We start from the raw sequence: 15,276 nt of genomic DNA on the forward strand, positions 1-15,276 counted from the left end.
CCCGACGCACCGGCCACCGCGGGCCGGGCGGGTCAGCGAACCCGGACGACCTGCCCGTAGATGGCCTTGCTCGCGTCGAACTTGCGGTCGGCCGTGGTGAGCTGGGTGTAGGCGACCGCGTCGATGTTCCCTCCGCACTTGTCGACGTCGATCTGCACGCCCTGGTAGCGCACCCCGAACGTCTCCCCCACCTTGGGCTTGTCGATCCTCTTGACGCCGAACGGGATTCGCTTGGCCGTGCCCGGCGACAACTGAACCGACACGTCACCACCGACGACGGCGAAGGGTCCGGCGGCACCCGCCGGGATGAGTCCGCCGAAGGCGCCCAGGGCGATGGCACCGAGCTGGGCTCCCGCCCCGACGCTCGCACCGTCGACGCCGACCTGGCACGCGACGATGTACCCGGTCTCCACCTCCGCCCGGTCCACGGAACCCGCACCGAGCGCGGCGATGCGCGCCCACCCGCTTCCGGTCACGGTGAACCGGTTCGAGAACGGCGTGACCGCACGTGAGGGTTGCAGCTTGGCCCAGCCCCGCGAGTACCCGACGGTGGCCGTCACCCCCTCCGGCGTGGTCAACGTGCCCAGCACCTCGCGCACCGGGCCATCCGGATTCTGTGGCGTGACCTGCGCCGATGCGTCGGTCACACCCATCAGGGCAGCGGCCGTCAGACCGGTGACCACGGCACCGGTTCGGACACGAACAGATTTCTTCAAATTTCCCCCCAACGAATTCGGCATCCAGTCAGCTGAACTCGAGTTCGCGCCGAGCGTGCCACAACGAGCAGCTCGCTTCCACCCCGCCGCGGAGCTTCCGCCGCCCGGGTCCGGTTCCCCGCCAAGCCCGTAAACCCTTGCCGAACAGCACGTTTCACGCCCCTACGCGACCGTGTGGGCCGTAATGTCACAAGTTTGTCGCAGAATACGGGGCCCTCCGGCGCCGCGGCCGCGTGTCGCTGCCCACACTTCCGGTTCACCGATCTGCAGGATCTGCAGGGTCGTATATGATCATCCACCATGTCTGGGCGGTCTCGGGGGGAGGCCGCCTCGGATGGGGTGATGCAGCGTGGCAAGAATTCTGACGATCAACCGCGACCGAGAGGCCGCCGACACTCTGCGACACGGGCTGGAACAGCTGGGGCATCGCGTCCGGCACGAGACCGAGGTCTCCGATGACCCGCGATCCGCGGTGACCGCAGTCGACCTGGTGCTACTCGACGCCGAACCGATGTGCCCGCCAGAAGGTTTGGCGATGTGTCGGTCGATCCGCAGGCACAGCGGGATCCCGATAATGATCGTGAACGGTTGCGTGGACGACGCCGCCGTCGTGGCCGGGTTCGAGGCCGGCGCGGACGACTACATCATCAAACCCGTCTCACTGGAGATCCTCGACGCCCGGATCCGGGCAGTCGTGCGGCGGTGCCGCGGCGACGACACGTCGCCGGGGCCCGACCTCGTGCAGGTCATCGGCGACCTGGTCATCGACCGTGCCGCGCACCGGGTCAGCAAGGGGGCCAGGGTCCTGCCGTTGTCGCCCACCGAGATGCGCCTCGTCCTCGAGCTCGCCGCGTGCCCGGGGCAGGCGATCTCACGGAGAGACCTGCTGTGCCGCGTCTGGAATTTGGACTTCGTGTGTGACTCCCGTGTCGTCGACACGACGATCCAGCGGCTCAGGCACAAGGTCGAGAACAACCCGTCGCGACCGTCCCTGATCGAGACGGTGCGCGGGTACGGTTACCGGCTCAACGCGTCACTTCAGTAGCGCGCGGACCGCGTCGATGGTGTCGGCCTGGTCCGGTGTCTTGTCGGGGCGGTACCGGACCACCCGGGCGAACCGCAGCGCGACACCGCCGGGATACCGCGAACTGCGTTGGGCGCCATCGAGTTCGATCTCCACGACGATCTCGGGCCGGAGGTACACGGTGTGGCGGTCCCGATGGGTCTCGTGCTTCGGGAACTCGTCGGTCTGCCACTGCAGGAGTTCGTCGGTGAGGCCCTTGAACGTCTTGCCGACCATGATCGGCGCACCGGTCTGCGGATCCCGTGCTCCCAGATGGAGATTCGACAGCCACCCGGTACGCCGGCCCGACCCCCACTCCGCGGCCAGCACCACGAGGTCGAAGGTGTGCGTCGGTTTGACCTTCTGCCAGGCCCTGCCACGACGACCCGCGATGTAGTGGCCGTCGAGCGACTTGACCATCACGCCCTCGTGGCCGTCGGCGAGCGCGGCGTCGAAGTGCCGGCGCGCCTCCTCCGATGTGGGCCGGGTGATCGCGGGGATCCGAAGATGCGGGGCGATGGAGTCGATCGCGGCGAGCCGGTCGCTCAGCGGACGGTCGATGAGGTCGTCGCCGTCGAGATGGAGGCAGTCGAAGAAGAACGGTTTGAGCAGGCGTTCGGCGTCGCCGGCGGCGGTGGGCCCGGACCCGAAGCGGCTCATCGTGTCCTGGAACGAACGCGGCCGCCCGTCGTCGGCGAGCATGAGCGTCTCGCCGTCGAGGATGACCGAATCGCACGGAAGCCCCGCCACGATCTCGACGAGGTCGGGCACGTTCGCGGTGACGTCGCGCAAGGTGCGGGTGAAGACCGCGATGTCGTCGCCATTGCGATGCACCTGGATGCGGGCGCCGTCGAGTTTGTAGTCGACGATGAGGTCGGGGCCGAGGAGGTCGAGCGCGGCGTCGAGGTTGTCGGCGGGTGTCGCGAGCATCGGCTCGACGGCGCGACCGACCTCGAGTCCCACTCCGCCGAGCGCGTCGGCCCCCGCTCGGGCCAGTGCGGCGGTCACGGGCAGCGATCCGGTGAGCATGTGCGCCCGCCGCACGGCGGTGAGCGGCTGCCTGGCGGCCTTCGCGATGGCGTCGGCCATCACCCCGGCCAGCGCGCCCTGCCGCAGCTCACCGGTGAGCAGACCGACCAGGAACCGCTGTTCTGGCTCGGTGGCGGCGGCGAATGTCGCGGCGAGGATCTCGGCGCGACGCCTCGTCGATCCGGGTCCGCTCGCCGCGGCGAGCTCGCCGAACGAGGCATCGACCTCCGCCACCTCCAGAGAGGGCGCCTCGGCCGGTTGTGACACCGGCTTCGACAGCGACCGCCATCCGACGCCGAGCCGGCCCTGCGGGATCTCGCCCGAGAGCCACGCGACGATGATCGGGAGCTCGTCGTCGGCCGCCGCGGCCAGCAGACCGGCGAGCAGCTCGGTCTTGCGCGTGCGCGACCGGTCGCGGGCCACGTCCGCCGAGGTTGCGACCACGTCGATCAGTCTCACGCACCCGACGGTACGCGCAGGTCCCGACACCGAGCAGCCCCCGACCCGACACCGGCGTGGTGTCGGGGGGCCGCACGGGGAACGGGTCGGCGGTCAGATCCGGGTGAGGTCCACCGTCTTGGTCTCGCGGACGCTCAACAGTGCGATGAACGTCGTGCACGCGGCGATCGCGAGGTAGACACCGACCCAGCCGACGCCGTAGTCGGCGACGATCCAGGTGGCGATGAACGGGGCGACCGCCGCACCGATGATGGACGAGACGTTGTAGGCGATGCCCGAGCCGGTGTAACGGACGTTGGTCGGGAACAGCTCGGGCAGGATCGCGCTCATCGGCCCGAAGGTCAGGCCCATCAGGGTCATGCCGAGGATCAGGAAGAGCAGCATGACGCCGTCGTTCATCGACGACGGGGCGAGGATCCACGAGAAACACAGGCCGAAGACGATGATCAGCGCGGTGACCACCAGGAGGAACGAACGGCGGCCGTAGCGATCGGCCATGCGGCCCGAGAACGCCACGAACACCGCGAAGAACAGAACCGCGACGATCTGCAGCTTCAGGAACTCGGAGTAGCTGAACGACAGCTTCTCACCCGACGCGTCGGTGACCTTGCCGGTGCCGTAGGAGACGATCCAGGTGGTCACGATGTAGAAGAGCGTGTAGGTCGCGACCATGATGAACGTGCCCGCGATCAGCATGCGCCAGCTGGACCTGACGACCTCGGCGAGCGGGGCCTTGACCTTCTTGCCCTCTTCCACGGCCTTGGCGAAGACCGGCGTCTCGGTGAGCTTCAGGCGCACGTAGAGACCGACGATGACCATGATCGCGCTGGCCAGGAACGGGATTCGCCATCCCCAGGTCATGAAGGCGTGATCGGCGGGCGAGGTCTTGGCATCGAAGTCCAGGGCGTAGATCAGCGCCAGGAACATGCCGTTGGCGAAGAAGAATCCGATCGGGGCGCCGAGCTGCGGCCACATCGCCGCCCACGCGCGTTTGCCCTTCTCGGCCGTCTCGGTCGCGAGAAGTGCTGCGCCGGACCACTCTCCACCGAGTCCGAGGCCCTGGCAGAACCGCATCAGCGCGAGCAGCGCGGGCGCCAGGTAGCCGACCTGGTCGAAGGTCGGGAGCAGGCCGATCACGAAGGTCGCGATACCCATCGTGAGCAGTGAGCCGACGAGCGTCGCCTTGCGTCCGATGCGATCTCCGAAGTGCCCGAACAGAACCGAGCCGATCGGGCGAGCGACGAAGGCGAGACCGAAGGTCGCGAACGACGACAGCAGCGCGGCGGTGTCGTCGCCCTTGGGGAAGAACAGCGTCGGGAAGACCAGGACAGCGGCGGTCGCGTAGATGTAGAAATCGAAGAACTCGATACTCGTACCGACCATCGACGCGATGACGATTCGGCTGCGGGGCACCGGTGGCTGCTCGGGGTGGTCGATGTTGCGGACCGCGGACTCGCTCATTCGTGCGAGGTTACGCCAGAGTCGCAGGTCACATCACAGCGATTCCCGAGGAAAGTCACCGGATTGTGAAAACGCTTGTTCGCAAAGCGAATTGAACCGCGACGCACGGCGGTGCCCGCGGTGCCGGAAATGATCTGCGGGACAACGTGACAGGCGCGCGCGCCGAAGAGGCGAGACACCGCCGGCCCCGGGGGAACCGACCACCCGGCGCGGACGCTCCGAGGCGGCCCGCGCCGGGTTGTCCGAGGTGTCAGCGCGTAAGGTCAGTGGCCACGCTTGATCCACTCCTCGAGATGAGGTGCCTCGGCCGCGATGGTCGTGCCGTCGCCGTGCCCGGTGTAGACCTTGGTCTCGGGATCGAGGGTGAAGATCTTCTCCTTGATCGAGGCGATGATCGTCGGGAAGCTCGAGTACGAGCGTCCCGTGGCACCCGGGCCGCCCTGGAACAGGGTGTCGCCGGAGAACAGCACGCCCGCCTCCGGCAGGTGGATCACCGACGACCCGGGCGAGTGACCGGGCGTGTTGATGACAATCAGTTCGGTGCCGGCGACGGCGATCTTCTGTCCGTCCTCGAGATCCTCGTGCGCGACGCCGGGGTGGGTGTCGTTCCACAGCATGTCGTCGCCGGGGTGCAGGTAGATCGGCGCACCGGTCTCCTTCGACAACTCCGGCGCGACGGTGACGTGGTCGTTGTGGCCGTGGGTCAGCACGATCGCCTTCACCGTGCGGTCGCCGACGCCCTCGAGGATCGGCTTCGCCGAGTGCGCGGCGTCGATGATGACGACCTCGTCGTCGTCACCGACCAGCCAGACGTTGTTGTCGACGTCCCACGTGCCGCCGTCGAGGCTGAAGGTGCCCGAGGTGACGACGTTGTCGATGCGTACCGCCATCAGAGGACCACCACCGAGCGCAGGACCTTGCCGGCCTCCATCGCCTTGAACGCGGCCTCCACGTCGTTGATGCCGATGCGTTCGGTGACGAACTTGTCGAGCGGTAGGCGACCCTGCTCGTAGAGGTCGATGAGCATCGGGAAGTCGCGTTCGGGCAGGCAGTCGCCGTACCAGGACGACTTGAGGGCACCGCCGCGCGAGAAGAAGTCGACGAGCGGCATCTCCAGGGTCATCTCCGGGGTCGGGACACCGACGAGGACGACGACGCCGGCGAGGTCGCGGGCGTAGAAGGCCTGCTTGTAGGTCTCCGGGCGACCGACCGCGTCGATGACGACGTCGGCGCCGTTGCCGTCGGTGAGGTCCTGGACGGCGGTGACGACGTCCTCGACCTCGGAGGCATTGATGGTGTGGGTGGCGCCGAGGTCCTTGGCCCACTCGAGCTTGCCCGGGTCACGGTCGATCGCGATGATCTTGGTCGCGCCGGCCAGGTTCGCACCGGCGATCGCGGCGTCGCCGACGCCGCCGCAGCCGATGACGGCGACCGAGTCACCGCGGCTCACGTTGCCGGTGTTCACGGCGGCGCCGAGACCGGCCATCACGCCACAGCCGAGCAGGCCGGCGACGGCCGGGTCGGTCTCGGGATTGACCTTGGTGCACTGCAATTCGTGGATGAGGGTCTTCTCGGCGAAGGCGCCGATGCCCAGCGCCGGGGTCAACTCGGTGCCGTCGGTGAGGGTCATCGGGACGCTCGCGTTGAAGGTGTTGAAGCAGTACCACGGACGACCACGCTTACAGGCGCGGCATTCGCCGCAGACGGCGCGCCAGTTGAGGATGACGAAGTCGCCGACCTCCACGTGGGTGACATCGGAACCGACCGCCTCGACGATGCCCGCGGCCTCGTGACCGAGCAGGAAGGGGTACTCGTCGTTGATGCCGCCCTCGCGGTAGGCGAGGTCGGTGTGGCAGACGCCGCAGGCCTTGATCGCCACGATCACGTCGCGGGGTCCGGGGTCGGGGATGACGATGTCGACAACCTCCGTCGGCGCCTTCTTACTGCGCGAGATGACTCCCTTGACCGTCTGAGACATGCGTTGTTCCTTCCGCAACTGCGTTGTAGCGACACGTTGTTCGCGTGGGCCGATCCGGTGCCGCTCCCTCCCATGGCGATTCGGTCGGGCCGGACACATCGCCACAACCTTATCTCTGGTCCCACCCGCGGTCCACTCGTAGTCAACAATGTCAACCACAGGTGGTCGTAGCCCGGCCGAGCAAGGGTCACGGCGTAACCCGGCACGACGGACCCGAGCCAACCGTAGGCACGAGTCGACCGCGCGCGAGCGGGTTTCGGAGCATCGATCACCGGGCACCCACCCGGTGAACCGTTGACGTCGAACACACAAGGAGGCGGCCATGGCGGAGAAGAGGCGCGACCCGGGACCCTCGGTCAAGGACGACGAGCTCTACGAGAAGCTGCGCGACGAGGGGAACTCCAAGGAGAAGTCCGCCCGCATCGCCAACGCCGCTGCCAACAGCTCCCGTTCGGACGTGGGCCACAGCGGCGGGAAGTCCGGCTCGTACGAGGACTGGACCGTCGACGAGCTGAGGGACCGGGCCAAGGAGCTCGGCATCACCGGGTACTCGGACCTGAAGAAGGACGAGCTGATCGAGGAGCTGCGCAACCACTGACGTCGGAACACCGACCCGCATCCGCTGCCCGTCGCAGACACCCGAAAACGCCCGAAGCCGCCGACCCTTGTGGGGTCGGCGGCTTCGGTACGTGTGGACGATGCCGGTCAATGCGCCTCTCGGCGAGTGGCCGCTCGAAGCGGCGAAGGGGTGAGGCCCGGGGCTTGAATCCGCCACCGTCGGCCACCTCAACTGCGTTCCACCCCGGATCTATTCCGGAACGTCCGCCGTGACGCTGGTCACGCCAGACGGCGAAGACCGGTGCGATCCCCCAATGTCTCCACGGATGATCCCCCGGCGTCAGGGCAGCAGGCCCACGCGGCGTGCGGTGACCACCGCCTCGAGCCTCGACGATGCCCCGAGCTTGCGCATGGCGTCCTTCATGTAGCCCTTGACGGTGTAGACGGTGAGTCCGAGCGCCTCGGCGATGCGCGCGTTCGGATAGCCGAGCGCCGCCAGCGACAGCACGTCCTGCTCCCGACCGGTCAACTCGACCGCGGGTGCCTCGTCGCCGGCCCCCGAGACCAGCACGTTCGTGATCTCCTCGAGCTGCCGGGCGAGTCGGGCGTCCTCGACGGTGCCGGCCAGGTCCCGCAGCCGGGCGTACGCCGCGGTCAGCCGGTCGCGCATCTCGTTCTCGCCCTCGGCGGCGTGTTCCAGCCGGGCGCGGGTGGCGACGATCTCCTGTTCGACGGCCCGCGCCTCGGCGGCGAGGGTGTCGAGCATGCGTCCGCCGATCGGCGTGGGGGTGTGCATCGCCCCGTAGATCACCGCGACCGGCGTGCGGTCGACGATCACGGGCGCGGCCATCACCGCGCGGAGGCCCTCCCGCTCGATGAGGGTGTTGTAGCGATGGGTGATCTGCGGGGTGCGTAGGTAGTCGTCCACGGCGAGCAGCCTGTTGAGGGCCACGACCTTGCCGCCGAGACCATGCCCGACGTCGACCGACAGCCCGTTCAGCGCGCCCACGTGGTTGCCCACGAAGTGCTGCAGCCGAAGGGTGGTCGGTCCGGTCACCACTCCCGCGAACGCCAGCGGGACGCCGCTGGATGTCCGGACGCGTCGAATGGCGTCGGCGACGATGCCGTTCACCTTCTCGGGCATCTCACCTCCACTCGCCCCCCTCTTCGGAGGGTGGTACGGCCTCACAGGCCTGATCACACTGTGACACAGCTTACCCAGTACACAGCGAGGTTCACGATGACACAGGCCACCCTGTCCCCGACCGACATGATCGAGCGCTGGTTGGGGATCTACGGCGCGGCCGATGCCGACGCCGCAGCACTCCTCGTCGACCGCCACGATCCCGACGCGGTCGCGTTCACGGTGATCGAGGTCGAGGGCTCCGCCGACGCGGATTCGGCCCCGAAGCCGATCACCACCGACATCACCTACGGCGAGCTCGCCGAGCGGTCCAAGCGCTTCGCGGCCGCGCTGGCCGGGCTGGGCGTGGGTCGCGGCGACACCGTCGGCGTCCTGATGGGCAAGCGCGAGGAGCTGGTCGTCTCGCTCCTGGCGATCGCCCGTCTCGGCGCGGTCTACATCCCGCTCTTCACCGCCTTCGCCACCCCGGCCATCGAGATGCGCCTGCGCTCGGGCGACGCGAAGGTCGTCATCACCGAGCCGAGCCAGGCGGCCAAGCTCGACGGGATCGACGGCATCGAGAAGATCGTCGCCGGTTCCGGCGACGGGAGCGAGGCGAGCGGGCCTGATCCGGCACTGCGGTTCGAGGACCTCGTGCGGTCGCACGAGCCGATCACCGAGTCGGTCGCCGTCGGCGGTGACGGCGCGCTGATCCTGCTGTTCACCAGCGGCACCACCGGCGCCCCCAAGGGTGTCCCGGTCCCACTCAAGGCCCTCGCGTCCTTCTCGGCCTACATGCACTACGGCCTCGACGTGCGCGAGGACGACGTCTTCTGGAACGCCGCCGACCCGGGCTGGGCCTACGGCCTGTACTACGGCATCATCGGACCGCTGGCCACCGGCCGGCGCAACCTGCTGCTGCACGCGGGCTTCTCCCCCGAGCTCACCGCGCAGGTGCTCACCGATCTCGGTGTCACCAACTTCGCCGCGGCGCCCACCGTCTACCGCTCGCTGAGCAAGGACCCGCGCATCTCCGGCTTCACGCTGCGGCGCGCGTCGTCGGCCGGCGAGCCGCTCACCCCGGACGTGATCGGCTGGGCCAAGCAGGCCCTCGGCACCGAGGTGCGCGACCACTACGGCCAGACCGAACACGGCATGTTCATCAACAACCACTGGCACGACGACATCCGCGAGGAGCTCGTCCCGGGGTCGATGGGCAAGCCGATGCCGGGATTCGCCACCGGCATCGTCGACGGCCAGATCGCCATCGACGTGCCGGCCAGCCCGCTCATGTGGTTCACCGGCTATCTCGACGCCCCGGACAAGACCGCCGCCCGCTTCACCGAGGACGGCCGCTGGTACCTCACCGGTGACACCGGCCGCGCCGACGAGGAGGGCCGCTACTACTTCAGCGCCCGCGACGACGACGTGATCATCATGGCCGGGTACCGCATCGGGCCGTTCGACGTGGAGAGCGTGCTGATCACGCACCCGTCGGTGATCGACGTCGCGGTCGTCGGACGTCCCGACGAGCTGCGCGGGGAGGTCATCGAGGCGTTCGTCGTCCTCGCCCCGGGGGTCGAGGGCACCGACGAACTCGAGAAGGAGCTGCAGCAGCTGGTGAAGACCGAGTTCGCCGCCCACGCCTACCCGCGGACGGTGCACTTCGTCGACGCCCTGCCCAAGACCCCCAGCGGCAAGATCCAGCGATTCCTGTTGCGCAAGGGATGAGACCCGTCGTGCCGCGGCGATCCCGACGGCACGGCGCACCGGCGCGCGACCCGGGGTGAGCTCCCACCCCCGGGCCGCGTCACCGTCGAGACCCCGGGCGGGCGTGTCGCAAACCAGCTCGCCGGGGCACCTCGATCGAGGTTCGCGACGACGCGAACCCTCTCGGCCGGCGGGGCCCCTGCCCCCCTGAGGTCCCGCCGGCCGGGACCCCCGATGTGCGGTCATGTGCCGCCGGACCGGTGGCCCCTACCGGCCCCGATTCACCCCACCAGCGGTGTGCCGCCCGATTCTGCCAGCGCCTGCACCGATTCCGGCGGCGTCTCACCGGTATACGTGACCGGCGCGCCGTAGACGGTCCGCACCGGCACCACGCCTGTCCACGCGTCCGACGGCGAACTCGGCCCACCCCGGCGCGCCTTGACGATCCACTGCCCATCGACGATCGGCAGTCGCATCGCGAGGGTGGCCGCCACCTCCTTGGCCGTCATGTCCCGCACCTCGGCAACCCGGCCCGGAATCAGCTTGTCCGACAACAGTTCCAGTACTGACCGGGCATCGTCGACCCGGTCCGGCACACCCCGCACCACCGCCGACCGGTAGTTGGCGGAGTGGTCGAACAGGTTGTCCGCCACCACGATTCCGTCCATCGAGTACACCGTGAAGGTGACCGGGGCCCCGTCCGCGACGTGCCGCAGCGCACCGGCGCCGGTGGACCCGTGCAGCAGGATGTCGTCGCCGTCGCGACCGAACAGCATAGGCACCGACCAGGGCAGACCGTCGACGACCGTGCTCAACGTCCCGACCATCACCTCGTCGAGCAACTCGTCCAACATGGCGCGGTCGCCGGCACGATCTGGTTTACGGGTCAGGGAGTCCAGCACTGAGGTCATGGGACTCATGATCGGCGCGAAAAACTTGTTGCGCAAACGGAATTCCGTCAGGATCCACGCCCATTTCAGGCTCCAATGGTCGCCGCTCGGGTCATCGCGCCGACCTCGCCCACGACAGGTCCCGGCCTTCCATGCGGTCCGAAGACCCGGCCGCCCGGTCTGATGCCCGCTGGTCGGCTGCCCACTGGGCTGCTGCCCACTGATCTGCGGCCCACTGATCTGCGGCCCCGGCGATCGCGGCGGCCGGCCCGGGTGATCCGCCACCCGTGATCACTCCGTTCGCCTTCGTCGAAGATGCCCCGCGAACGAGGACCGCAGTTGACCGCAATCGTCCGTAGCGTGGGCTTCACCAGCGACAACACATCAGCAACCAGTCAGGGAGCACACCATGGGCACGTACACCACCCCGGAACCGAGCGTCGACGTCACCGGCGAGAAGCGCGAACTCCTCACCCTTCTGCAGGACCAGCGCAACATGCTGAAGATCACCGCGCGAAACCTGACCGACGAGCAGGCGCGCAAGCAGACCACCGTGAGCACCCTGACCATCGGGTCGTTGATCAAGCACCTCGCGCGCGGCGAGGAGAACGCCGCGAAGGTCATCGTCGAGCGCGACGAGAACGCGGAATTCGACCTGAGCCGGGCGGCGGACGAGTACCGGCTCACCGACGGCGAGACCCTCGCCGGATGGCTGGAGGCCTACGACCGTCAGGCCGCCGGGTTCGACCGGGTGATCGCCGGGGCGGCGAGCCTCGACGAACTGATCCCGCAACCCACCGCGCCGTGGCAGCCGGAGCGCGAGTGGGTGAGCATCCGCACCATGATCCTGCACCTGCTGCGCGAGACCTCGCACCACTGCGGGCACGCCGACATCATCCGCGAGGCACTCGACGGGCAGACCACGATGGCCGCGATCTCCGAGGGCCGGGCGTGGGCCGAGGACGAATGGTGGGAGCAGAACTGACCTGCCGGTCCTCGGTCACCCATCCGCTTCCCACACGGTCCCGAATGCGCTTGTGAGGCCGGGATCCTCCTCCGGCCGAAACCCTCTCGAAGAGAACAGGATCAACGATGATCAAGCGTGCTCCCCGTGTGGCCGGGGCGGTGACCGGACTGGTCCTCGCCGTCGGCGTGATCGCCGGATGTTCGAGTGACGATTCCGAATCCGCGAACCAGACCACCACCGCCACAACCGGAATGACCAGCTCGAGCGCCGCCGTCGACCCGGCCGCGAACCTCGTCGGGCCCGGATGCGCCGCCTACGCCGAGGCGAATCCCTCCGCCCCGGCGTCGATCGCCGGCATGGCGGCCGTGCCGGTCGCCACCGCGGCGTCGAACAACCCCGAGCTCACCACCCTGACGGCGGCGCTGTCCGGGAAGCTCAACCCGGACGTGAACCTGGTCGAGACGCTGAACTCCGGTGAGTACACCGTCTTCGCACCCACCGACGACGCGTTCGCGAAGCTGCCGCCGGAGACGGTCGAGCGGCTGAAGACCGACAGGGAGCTGCTCACCGAGATCCTCACGTACCACGTGGTCGACGGCCAGACGACCCCGGACAAGGCGATCGGCGAGCACACCACCCTCGAGGGGCAGAAGGTCACCGTCAGCGGCGCGGGCGACGACCTGAAGGCCAACGACGCCGGCATCGTCTGCGGCGGCGTCACCACCCAGAACGCGCAGGTGTACCTGATCGACGCCGTGCTCACCCCGCCGGCGGAGTGACCCACCACACGGGTGGTCCGACACGGGTTTGAACCGCGATCCGACGGGTACCCACCGGCGGCGTCAGAGCAGGCCCCGAAAGCGGACGAGCACGATCTCCGAGGGCGGGACGATCCTTCGACGCACCCCCGCCGGTACACCTGATCGGCGAGACTTGCCGGCTCCCCGACCCCGCAACGACGCGGGTTCGGGGGGCCGGCTTGACCTCGTCCGGCCGACGCCATGGCCGAGACCTTTCGCAGTGATTCCGTTCACACCCGGCAACGTTTGTTGCATGATGGCAAGCATCGAGGCACCCCACCGAGGAGGTCCGTGTGACCGAGATCGACGCCATCGACGACGCCCGATCCGACGATCGACCCGCCGCCGGGTTGCGGGACGTCATCATCATCGGCGCCGGACTGTCCGGCATCGACTGCGCCTACCGGCTCCGCGAGCAGAATCCCGACGTCGACTACCTGATCCTGGAACGCCGCGAACGGATCGGCGGCACCTGGGACCTCTTCCGCTATCCGGGCGTCCGCTCCGACAGCGACATCTACTCGCTGAGTTACCCTTTCGAGCCCTGGCCGAAGACGGCCGCGCTCGCCGAGGGCGCCGACATCCGCGACTACATCGAGCACACCGCGCAGAAGTACGACATCGCCGACCACATCCGGTTCTCCCGGCACGTCCTGACCGCGGACTGGGACTCGACGACCGACACCTGGACGTTCGACGTCGAGGTGACCGACGGTCAGACCACGCGCCACGAGACACACCGCAGCCGCTTCGTCGTCTTCGCGACCGGCTACTACGACTACGACAAACCCTACACACCGCGTTTCACCGGTGCCGACGAGTTCACCGGCCGGATCGTGCACCCGCAGCACTGGCCGGAGGACCTCGACTACCGCGGCAAGCGGATCGTCGTGATCGGCAGCGGCGCGACCGCCGTCAGCCTCATCCCCAGCCTCGCCGAGAAGGCTGCGCACGTGACGATGCTGCAACGGTCACCCTCGTACATCTTCTCGTCGAAGCAGAAGCAGTACCTCGCACCGTTCCTGAAACGCGTACTACCCCCGAAGGCCGCCCACCAGGCGATCCGCTTCCGCTACGCCACGCAGACCGCCGCGATCGTGCACCTGACCCACAGGTTCCCCAAGCTGGGCCGAAAGATGTTGCGCGCGAATGTCTCGGCCAACCTCCCCGACGACTATCCGATCGACATCCACTTCAACCCCACCTACAACCCGTGGGATCAGCGGATGTGCCTGGTGCCCGACGCCGATCTCTTCAACGGGATCACCGAGGGCCGGATCGAGATGGTCACCGACCACATCGACCGGTTCGACGAGACCGGGGTGAGGCTGGTGTCGGGCCGGCACCTCGACGCCGACGTCATCGTCACCGCCACCGGCCTGCAGCTGCTCGGGTTCGGCGGCACGCGCCTGCGTGTCGACGGTGACGAGGTGAAGCCGCACGACCGGTTCGTGTTCAAGAGCCACCTGCTCGAGGACGTCCCCAACCTGGCGTGGTCGGTGGGCTACACGAACGCGTCGTGGACGCTGCGGGCGGACATGACCGCGCGATCGGTGGCGAGCCTGGTGAAGTACATGCGCGACCATGGCCACACCCACGCCTACCCCCACCTCGGGCCGGAACCGATGCGAGCCCGACCGCTGTGGGATCTGAAGGCCGGATATGTCGAACGGTCACCGGAGGCGCTGCCCAAATCGGGGACGCGCGGGCACTGGAGGGTGCGGCACAACTACTACCGCGACGCCCTCGATCACCGCATCGGGAAGATCGAGGACTCACTGGTCTTCGGCCGCGTCCGGGGCGGCCCCGAGAGCTGATGTCGAGGCCGGATCCGGCCACGGCGACCGCGTGGGCGAGCGTGTTCGGCGTCGGCACCGCGGCGATCCCGCAACACCTCGACACGCTCACCCCGGTGGTGCTCACCGCGACACCCGGGTGACCAAGCACAGCTACCCGACGGGGCGCGCCGAGCCGTTCCAATCGGTCCTGCAACGCGCGACCGCGGTGTACGTCGACGAGGACGGCGTGCCGCGGGCGATGTGCTCGTGCGGCAACCCACTCGCGCGCCCCCGGCCGCGCCCCTCGGCGGATACGAGCTCGTAGGACAACCGTGGCCCGGCTACCGGATCCGATCGATGGCCCGCTCGCCTACGCCGACCAGCACGTCACCGCCGCCGACCGGGACCCCGGCCGGCGTCCCGGTCGCCGGCGATCAGAACGCGCCGGTTCTGCAGATCCTGGACCTCGTGACCCGGCTGCCGGTCCCGAGACGACCGGGTGGCCCGACAACGGGCTGCCGATCGGCGCACCCGCCGCCACACCCCGGCGGCCGGGTCGTCGGATTCGTCGGACCCGGCGGGCGCGGGCGAGTCCGGGTCCGCCGCCCCCGGTGGAAACCCACTCGGAGACGCCGCCGCAGACCAGTGAGACGACCGAGTACACCGAACCGACGGACGAGCCGCCACCGGAGCCGCAGAATCCTGGGGAAACACCCCCGGCCGGGCCCGCAGGGTGAGCGATGC

The 15,276-nt window shown here is 68.7% G+C and carries 15 protein-coding genes; 8 read left to right on the forward strand and 7 right to left on the reverse strand.

Going from position 1 to position 15,276, the window contains the following annotated elements:
• Positions 1 to 32: 32 nt before the first annotated feature.
• Positions 33 to 647 carry an MspA family porin gene (locus ABFT43_RS20145; protein WP_347962058.1) on the reverse strand — a complete coding sequence of 205 codons (615 nt, stop codon included), beginning with the start codon at positions 645 to 647 and terminating at the stop codon, positions 33 to 35.
• A 418-nt stretch (positions 648 to 1,065) separates the two neighbouring features.
• On the opposite strand from ABFT43_RS20145, the gene ABFT43_RS20150 reads away from it, so the two are divergent.
• Positions 1,066 to 1,761 (forward strand): response regulator transcription factor, encoded by a 696-nt coding sequence (locus ABFT43_RS20150; protein WP_347962059.1) that lies wholly within the window; start codon positions 1,066 to 1,068, stop codon positions 1,759 to 1,761.
• Here the strand turns inward: ABFT43_RS20150 and ABFT43_RS20155 are convergent.
• The 4 genes from ABFT43_RS20155 to ABFT43_RS20170 form a co-directional block, all read right to left on the reverse strand.
• Complete coding sequence (locus ABFT43_RS20155; RefSeq protein WP_347962060.1) at positions 1,750 to 3,267, reverse strand: ATP-dependent DNA ligase; 1,518 nt, start codon at positions 3,265 to 3,267, stop codon at positions 1,750 to 1,752. The genes ABFT43_RS20150 and ABFT43_RS20155 overlap by 12 nt on opposite strands.
• 93 nt (positions 3,268 to 3,360) lie before the next feature.
• Positions 3,361 to 4,728 (reverse strand): MFS transporter, encoded by a 1,368-nt coding sequence (locus ABFT43_RS20160; RefSeq protein WP_347962061.1) that lies wholly within the window; start codon positions 4,726 to 4,728, stop codon positions 3,361 to 3,363.
• A gap of 263 nt (positions 4,729 to 4,991) precedes the next feature.
• Positions 4,992 to 5,618: an MBL fold metallo-hydrolase gene (locus tag ABFT43_RS20165; RefSeq protein ID WP_347962062.1), complete on the reverse strand. Its 627-nt coding sequence runs from the start codon at positions 5,616 to 5,618 to the stop codon at positions 4,992 to 4,994.
• On the reverse strand, positions 5,618 to 6,706 hold the full coding sequence (locus ABFT43_RS20170) for an S-(hydroxymethyl)mycothiol dehydrogenase (protein WP_347962063.1): 1,089 nt from the start codon (positions 6,704 to 6,706) through the stop codon (positions 5,618 to 5,620). The genes ABFT43_RS20165 and ABFT43_RS20170 overlap by 1 nt, the downstream gene beginning before the upstream one ends.
• A gap of 322 nt (positions 6,707 to 7,028) precedes the next feature.
• Between ABFT43_RS20170 and ABFT43_RS20175 the strand changes: the two genes are divergently transcribed.
• Positions 7,029 to 7,304 carry a DUF7218 family protein gene (locus ABFT43_RS20175; protein WP_347962064.1) on the forward strand — a complete coding sequence of 92 codons (276 nt, stop codon included), beginning with the start codon at positions 7,029 to 7,031 and terminating at the stop codon, positions 7,302 to 7,304.
• A 300-nt stretch (positions 7,305 to 7,604) separates the two neighbouring features.
• On the opposite strand, the gene ABFT43_RS20180 is transcribed toward ABFT43_RS20175, so the two are convergent.
• Positions 7,605 to 8,408, reverse strand: a complete 804-nt coding sequence (locus ABFT43_RS20180; RefSeq protein ID WP_347962065.1) for a helix-turn-helix transcriptional regulator — start codon at positions 8,406 to 8,408, stop codon at positions 7,605 to 7,607.
• A gap of 96 nt (positions 8,409 to 8,504) precedes the next feature.
• Here ABFT43_RS20180 and ABFT43_RS20185 point away from each other — a divergent pair, with 96 nt between their 5' ends.
• Entirely contained in the window at positions 8,505 to 10,118 is a 1,614-nt protein-coding gene (locus ABFT43_RS20185) for an AMP-binding protein (protein ID WP_347962066.1), read from the forward strand.
• A 260-nt stretch (positions 10,119 to 10,378) separates the two neighbouring features.
• On the opposite strand, the gene ABFT43_RS20190 is transcribed toward ABFT43_RS20185, so the two are convergent.
• Positions 10,379 to 11,008 carry a pyridoxamine 5'-phosphate oxidase family protein gene (locus ABFT43_RS20190; RefSeq protein WP_347962067.1) on the reverse strand — a complete coding sequence of 210 codons (630 nt, stop codon included), beginning with the start codon at positions 11,006 to 11,008 and terminating at the stop codon, positions 10,379 to 10,381.
• Positions 11,009 to 11,396: 388 nt separating this feature from the next.
• Between ABFT43_RS20190 and ABFT43_RS20195 the strand changes: the two genes are divergently transcribed.
• From ABFT43_RS20195 to ABFT43_RS20215, 5 genes are all read left to right on the forward strand, one after another.
• Positions 11,397 to 11,972, forward strand: a complete 576-nt coding sequence (locus ABFT43_RS20195; RefSeq protein WP_347962068.1) for a DinB family protein — start codon at positions 11,397 to 11,399, stop codon at positions 11,970 to 11,972.
• Between the two features lie 107 nt (positions 11,973 to 12,079).
• Complete coding sequence (locus tag ABFT43_RS20200; protein ID WP_347962069.1) at positions 12,080 to 12,733, forward strand: fasciclin domain-containing protein; 654 nt, start codon at positions 12,080 to 12,082, stop codon at positions 12,731 to 12,733.
• 314 nt (positions 12,734 to 13,047) lie between these two features.
• Positions 13,048 to 14,571, forward strand: a complete 1,524-nt coding sequence (locus ABFT43_RS20205) for a flavin-containing monooxygenase (protein ID WP_457590196.1) — start codon at positions 13,048 to 13,050, stop codon at positions 14,569 to 14,571.
• Positions 14,571 to 14,693 (forward strand): hypothetical protein, encoded by a 123-nt coding sequence (locus ABFT43_RS20210; RefSeq protein ID WP_347962070.1) that lies wholly within the window; start codon positions 14,571 to 14,573, stop codon positions 14,691 to 14,693. The genes ABFT43_RS20205 and ABFT43_RS20210 overlap by 1 nt, the downstream gene beginning before the upstream one ends.
• Positions 14,690 to 14,857: a DUF6777 domain-containing protein gene (locus tag ABFT43_RS20215; RefSeq protein ID WP_347962071.1), complete on the forward strand. Its 168-nt coding sequence runs from the start codon at positions 14,690 to 14,692 to the stop codon at positions 14,855 to 14,857. The genes ABFT43_RS20210 and ABFT43_RS20215 overlap by 4 nt, the downstream gene beginning before the upstream one ends.
• Positions 14,858 to 15,276: the final 419 nt, after the last annotated feature.

Source organism: Gordonia aurantiaca (assembly GCF_039939235.1).
Classification (GTDB): domain Bacteria; phylum Actinomycetota; class Actinomycetes; order Mycobacteriales; family Mycobacteriaceae; genus Gordonia.

Bases quoted from the DNA above. Each gene is read 5' to 3' on its own strand.
- ABFT43_RS20165 (WP_347962062.1), bottom strand. From the start codon at position 5,618: ATGGCGGTACGCATCGACAACGTCGTCACCTCGGGCACCTTCAGCCTC.
- ABFT43_RS20170 (WP_347962063.1), bottom strand. From the start codon at position 6,706: ATGTCTCAGACGGTCAAGGGAGTCATCTCGCGCAGTAAGAAGGCGCCG.
- ABFT43_RS20210 (WP_347962070.1), top strand. From the start codon at position 14,571: ATGTCGAGGCCGGATCCGGCCACGGCGACCGCGTGGGCGAGCGTGTTC.
- ABFT43_RS20160 (WP_347962061.1), bottom strand. From the start codon at position 4,728: ATGAGCGAGTCCGCGGTCCGCAACATCGACCACCCCGAGCAGCCACCG.
- ABFT43_RS20200 (WP_347962069.1), top strand. From the start codon at position 12,080: ATGATCAAGCGTGCTCCCCGTGTGGCCGGGGCGGTGACCGGACTGGTC.
- ABFT43_RS20185 (WP_347962066.1), top strand. From the start codon at position 8,505: ATGACACAGGCCACCCTGTCCCCGACCGACATGATCGAGCGCTGGTTG.
- ABFT43_RS20195 (WP_347962068.1), top strand. From the start codon at position 11,397: ATGGGCACGTACACCACCCCGGAACCGAGCGTCGACGTCACCGGCGAG.
- ABFT43_RS20190 (WP_347962067.1), bottom strand. From the start codon at position 11,008: ATGACCTCAGTGCTGGACTCCCTGACCCGTAAACCAGATCGTGCCGGC.
- ABFT43_RS20180 (WP_347962065.1), bottom strand. From the start codon at position 8,408: ATGCCCGAGAAGGTGAACGGCATCGTCGCCGACGCCATTCGACGCGTC.
- ABFT43_RS20175 (WP_347962064.1), top strand. From the start codon at position 7,029: ATGGCGGAGAAGAGGCGCGACCCGGGACCCTCGGTCAAGGACGACGAG.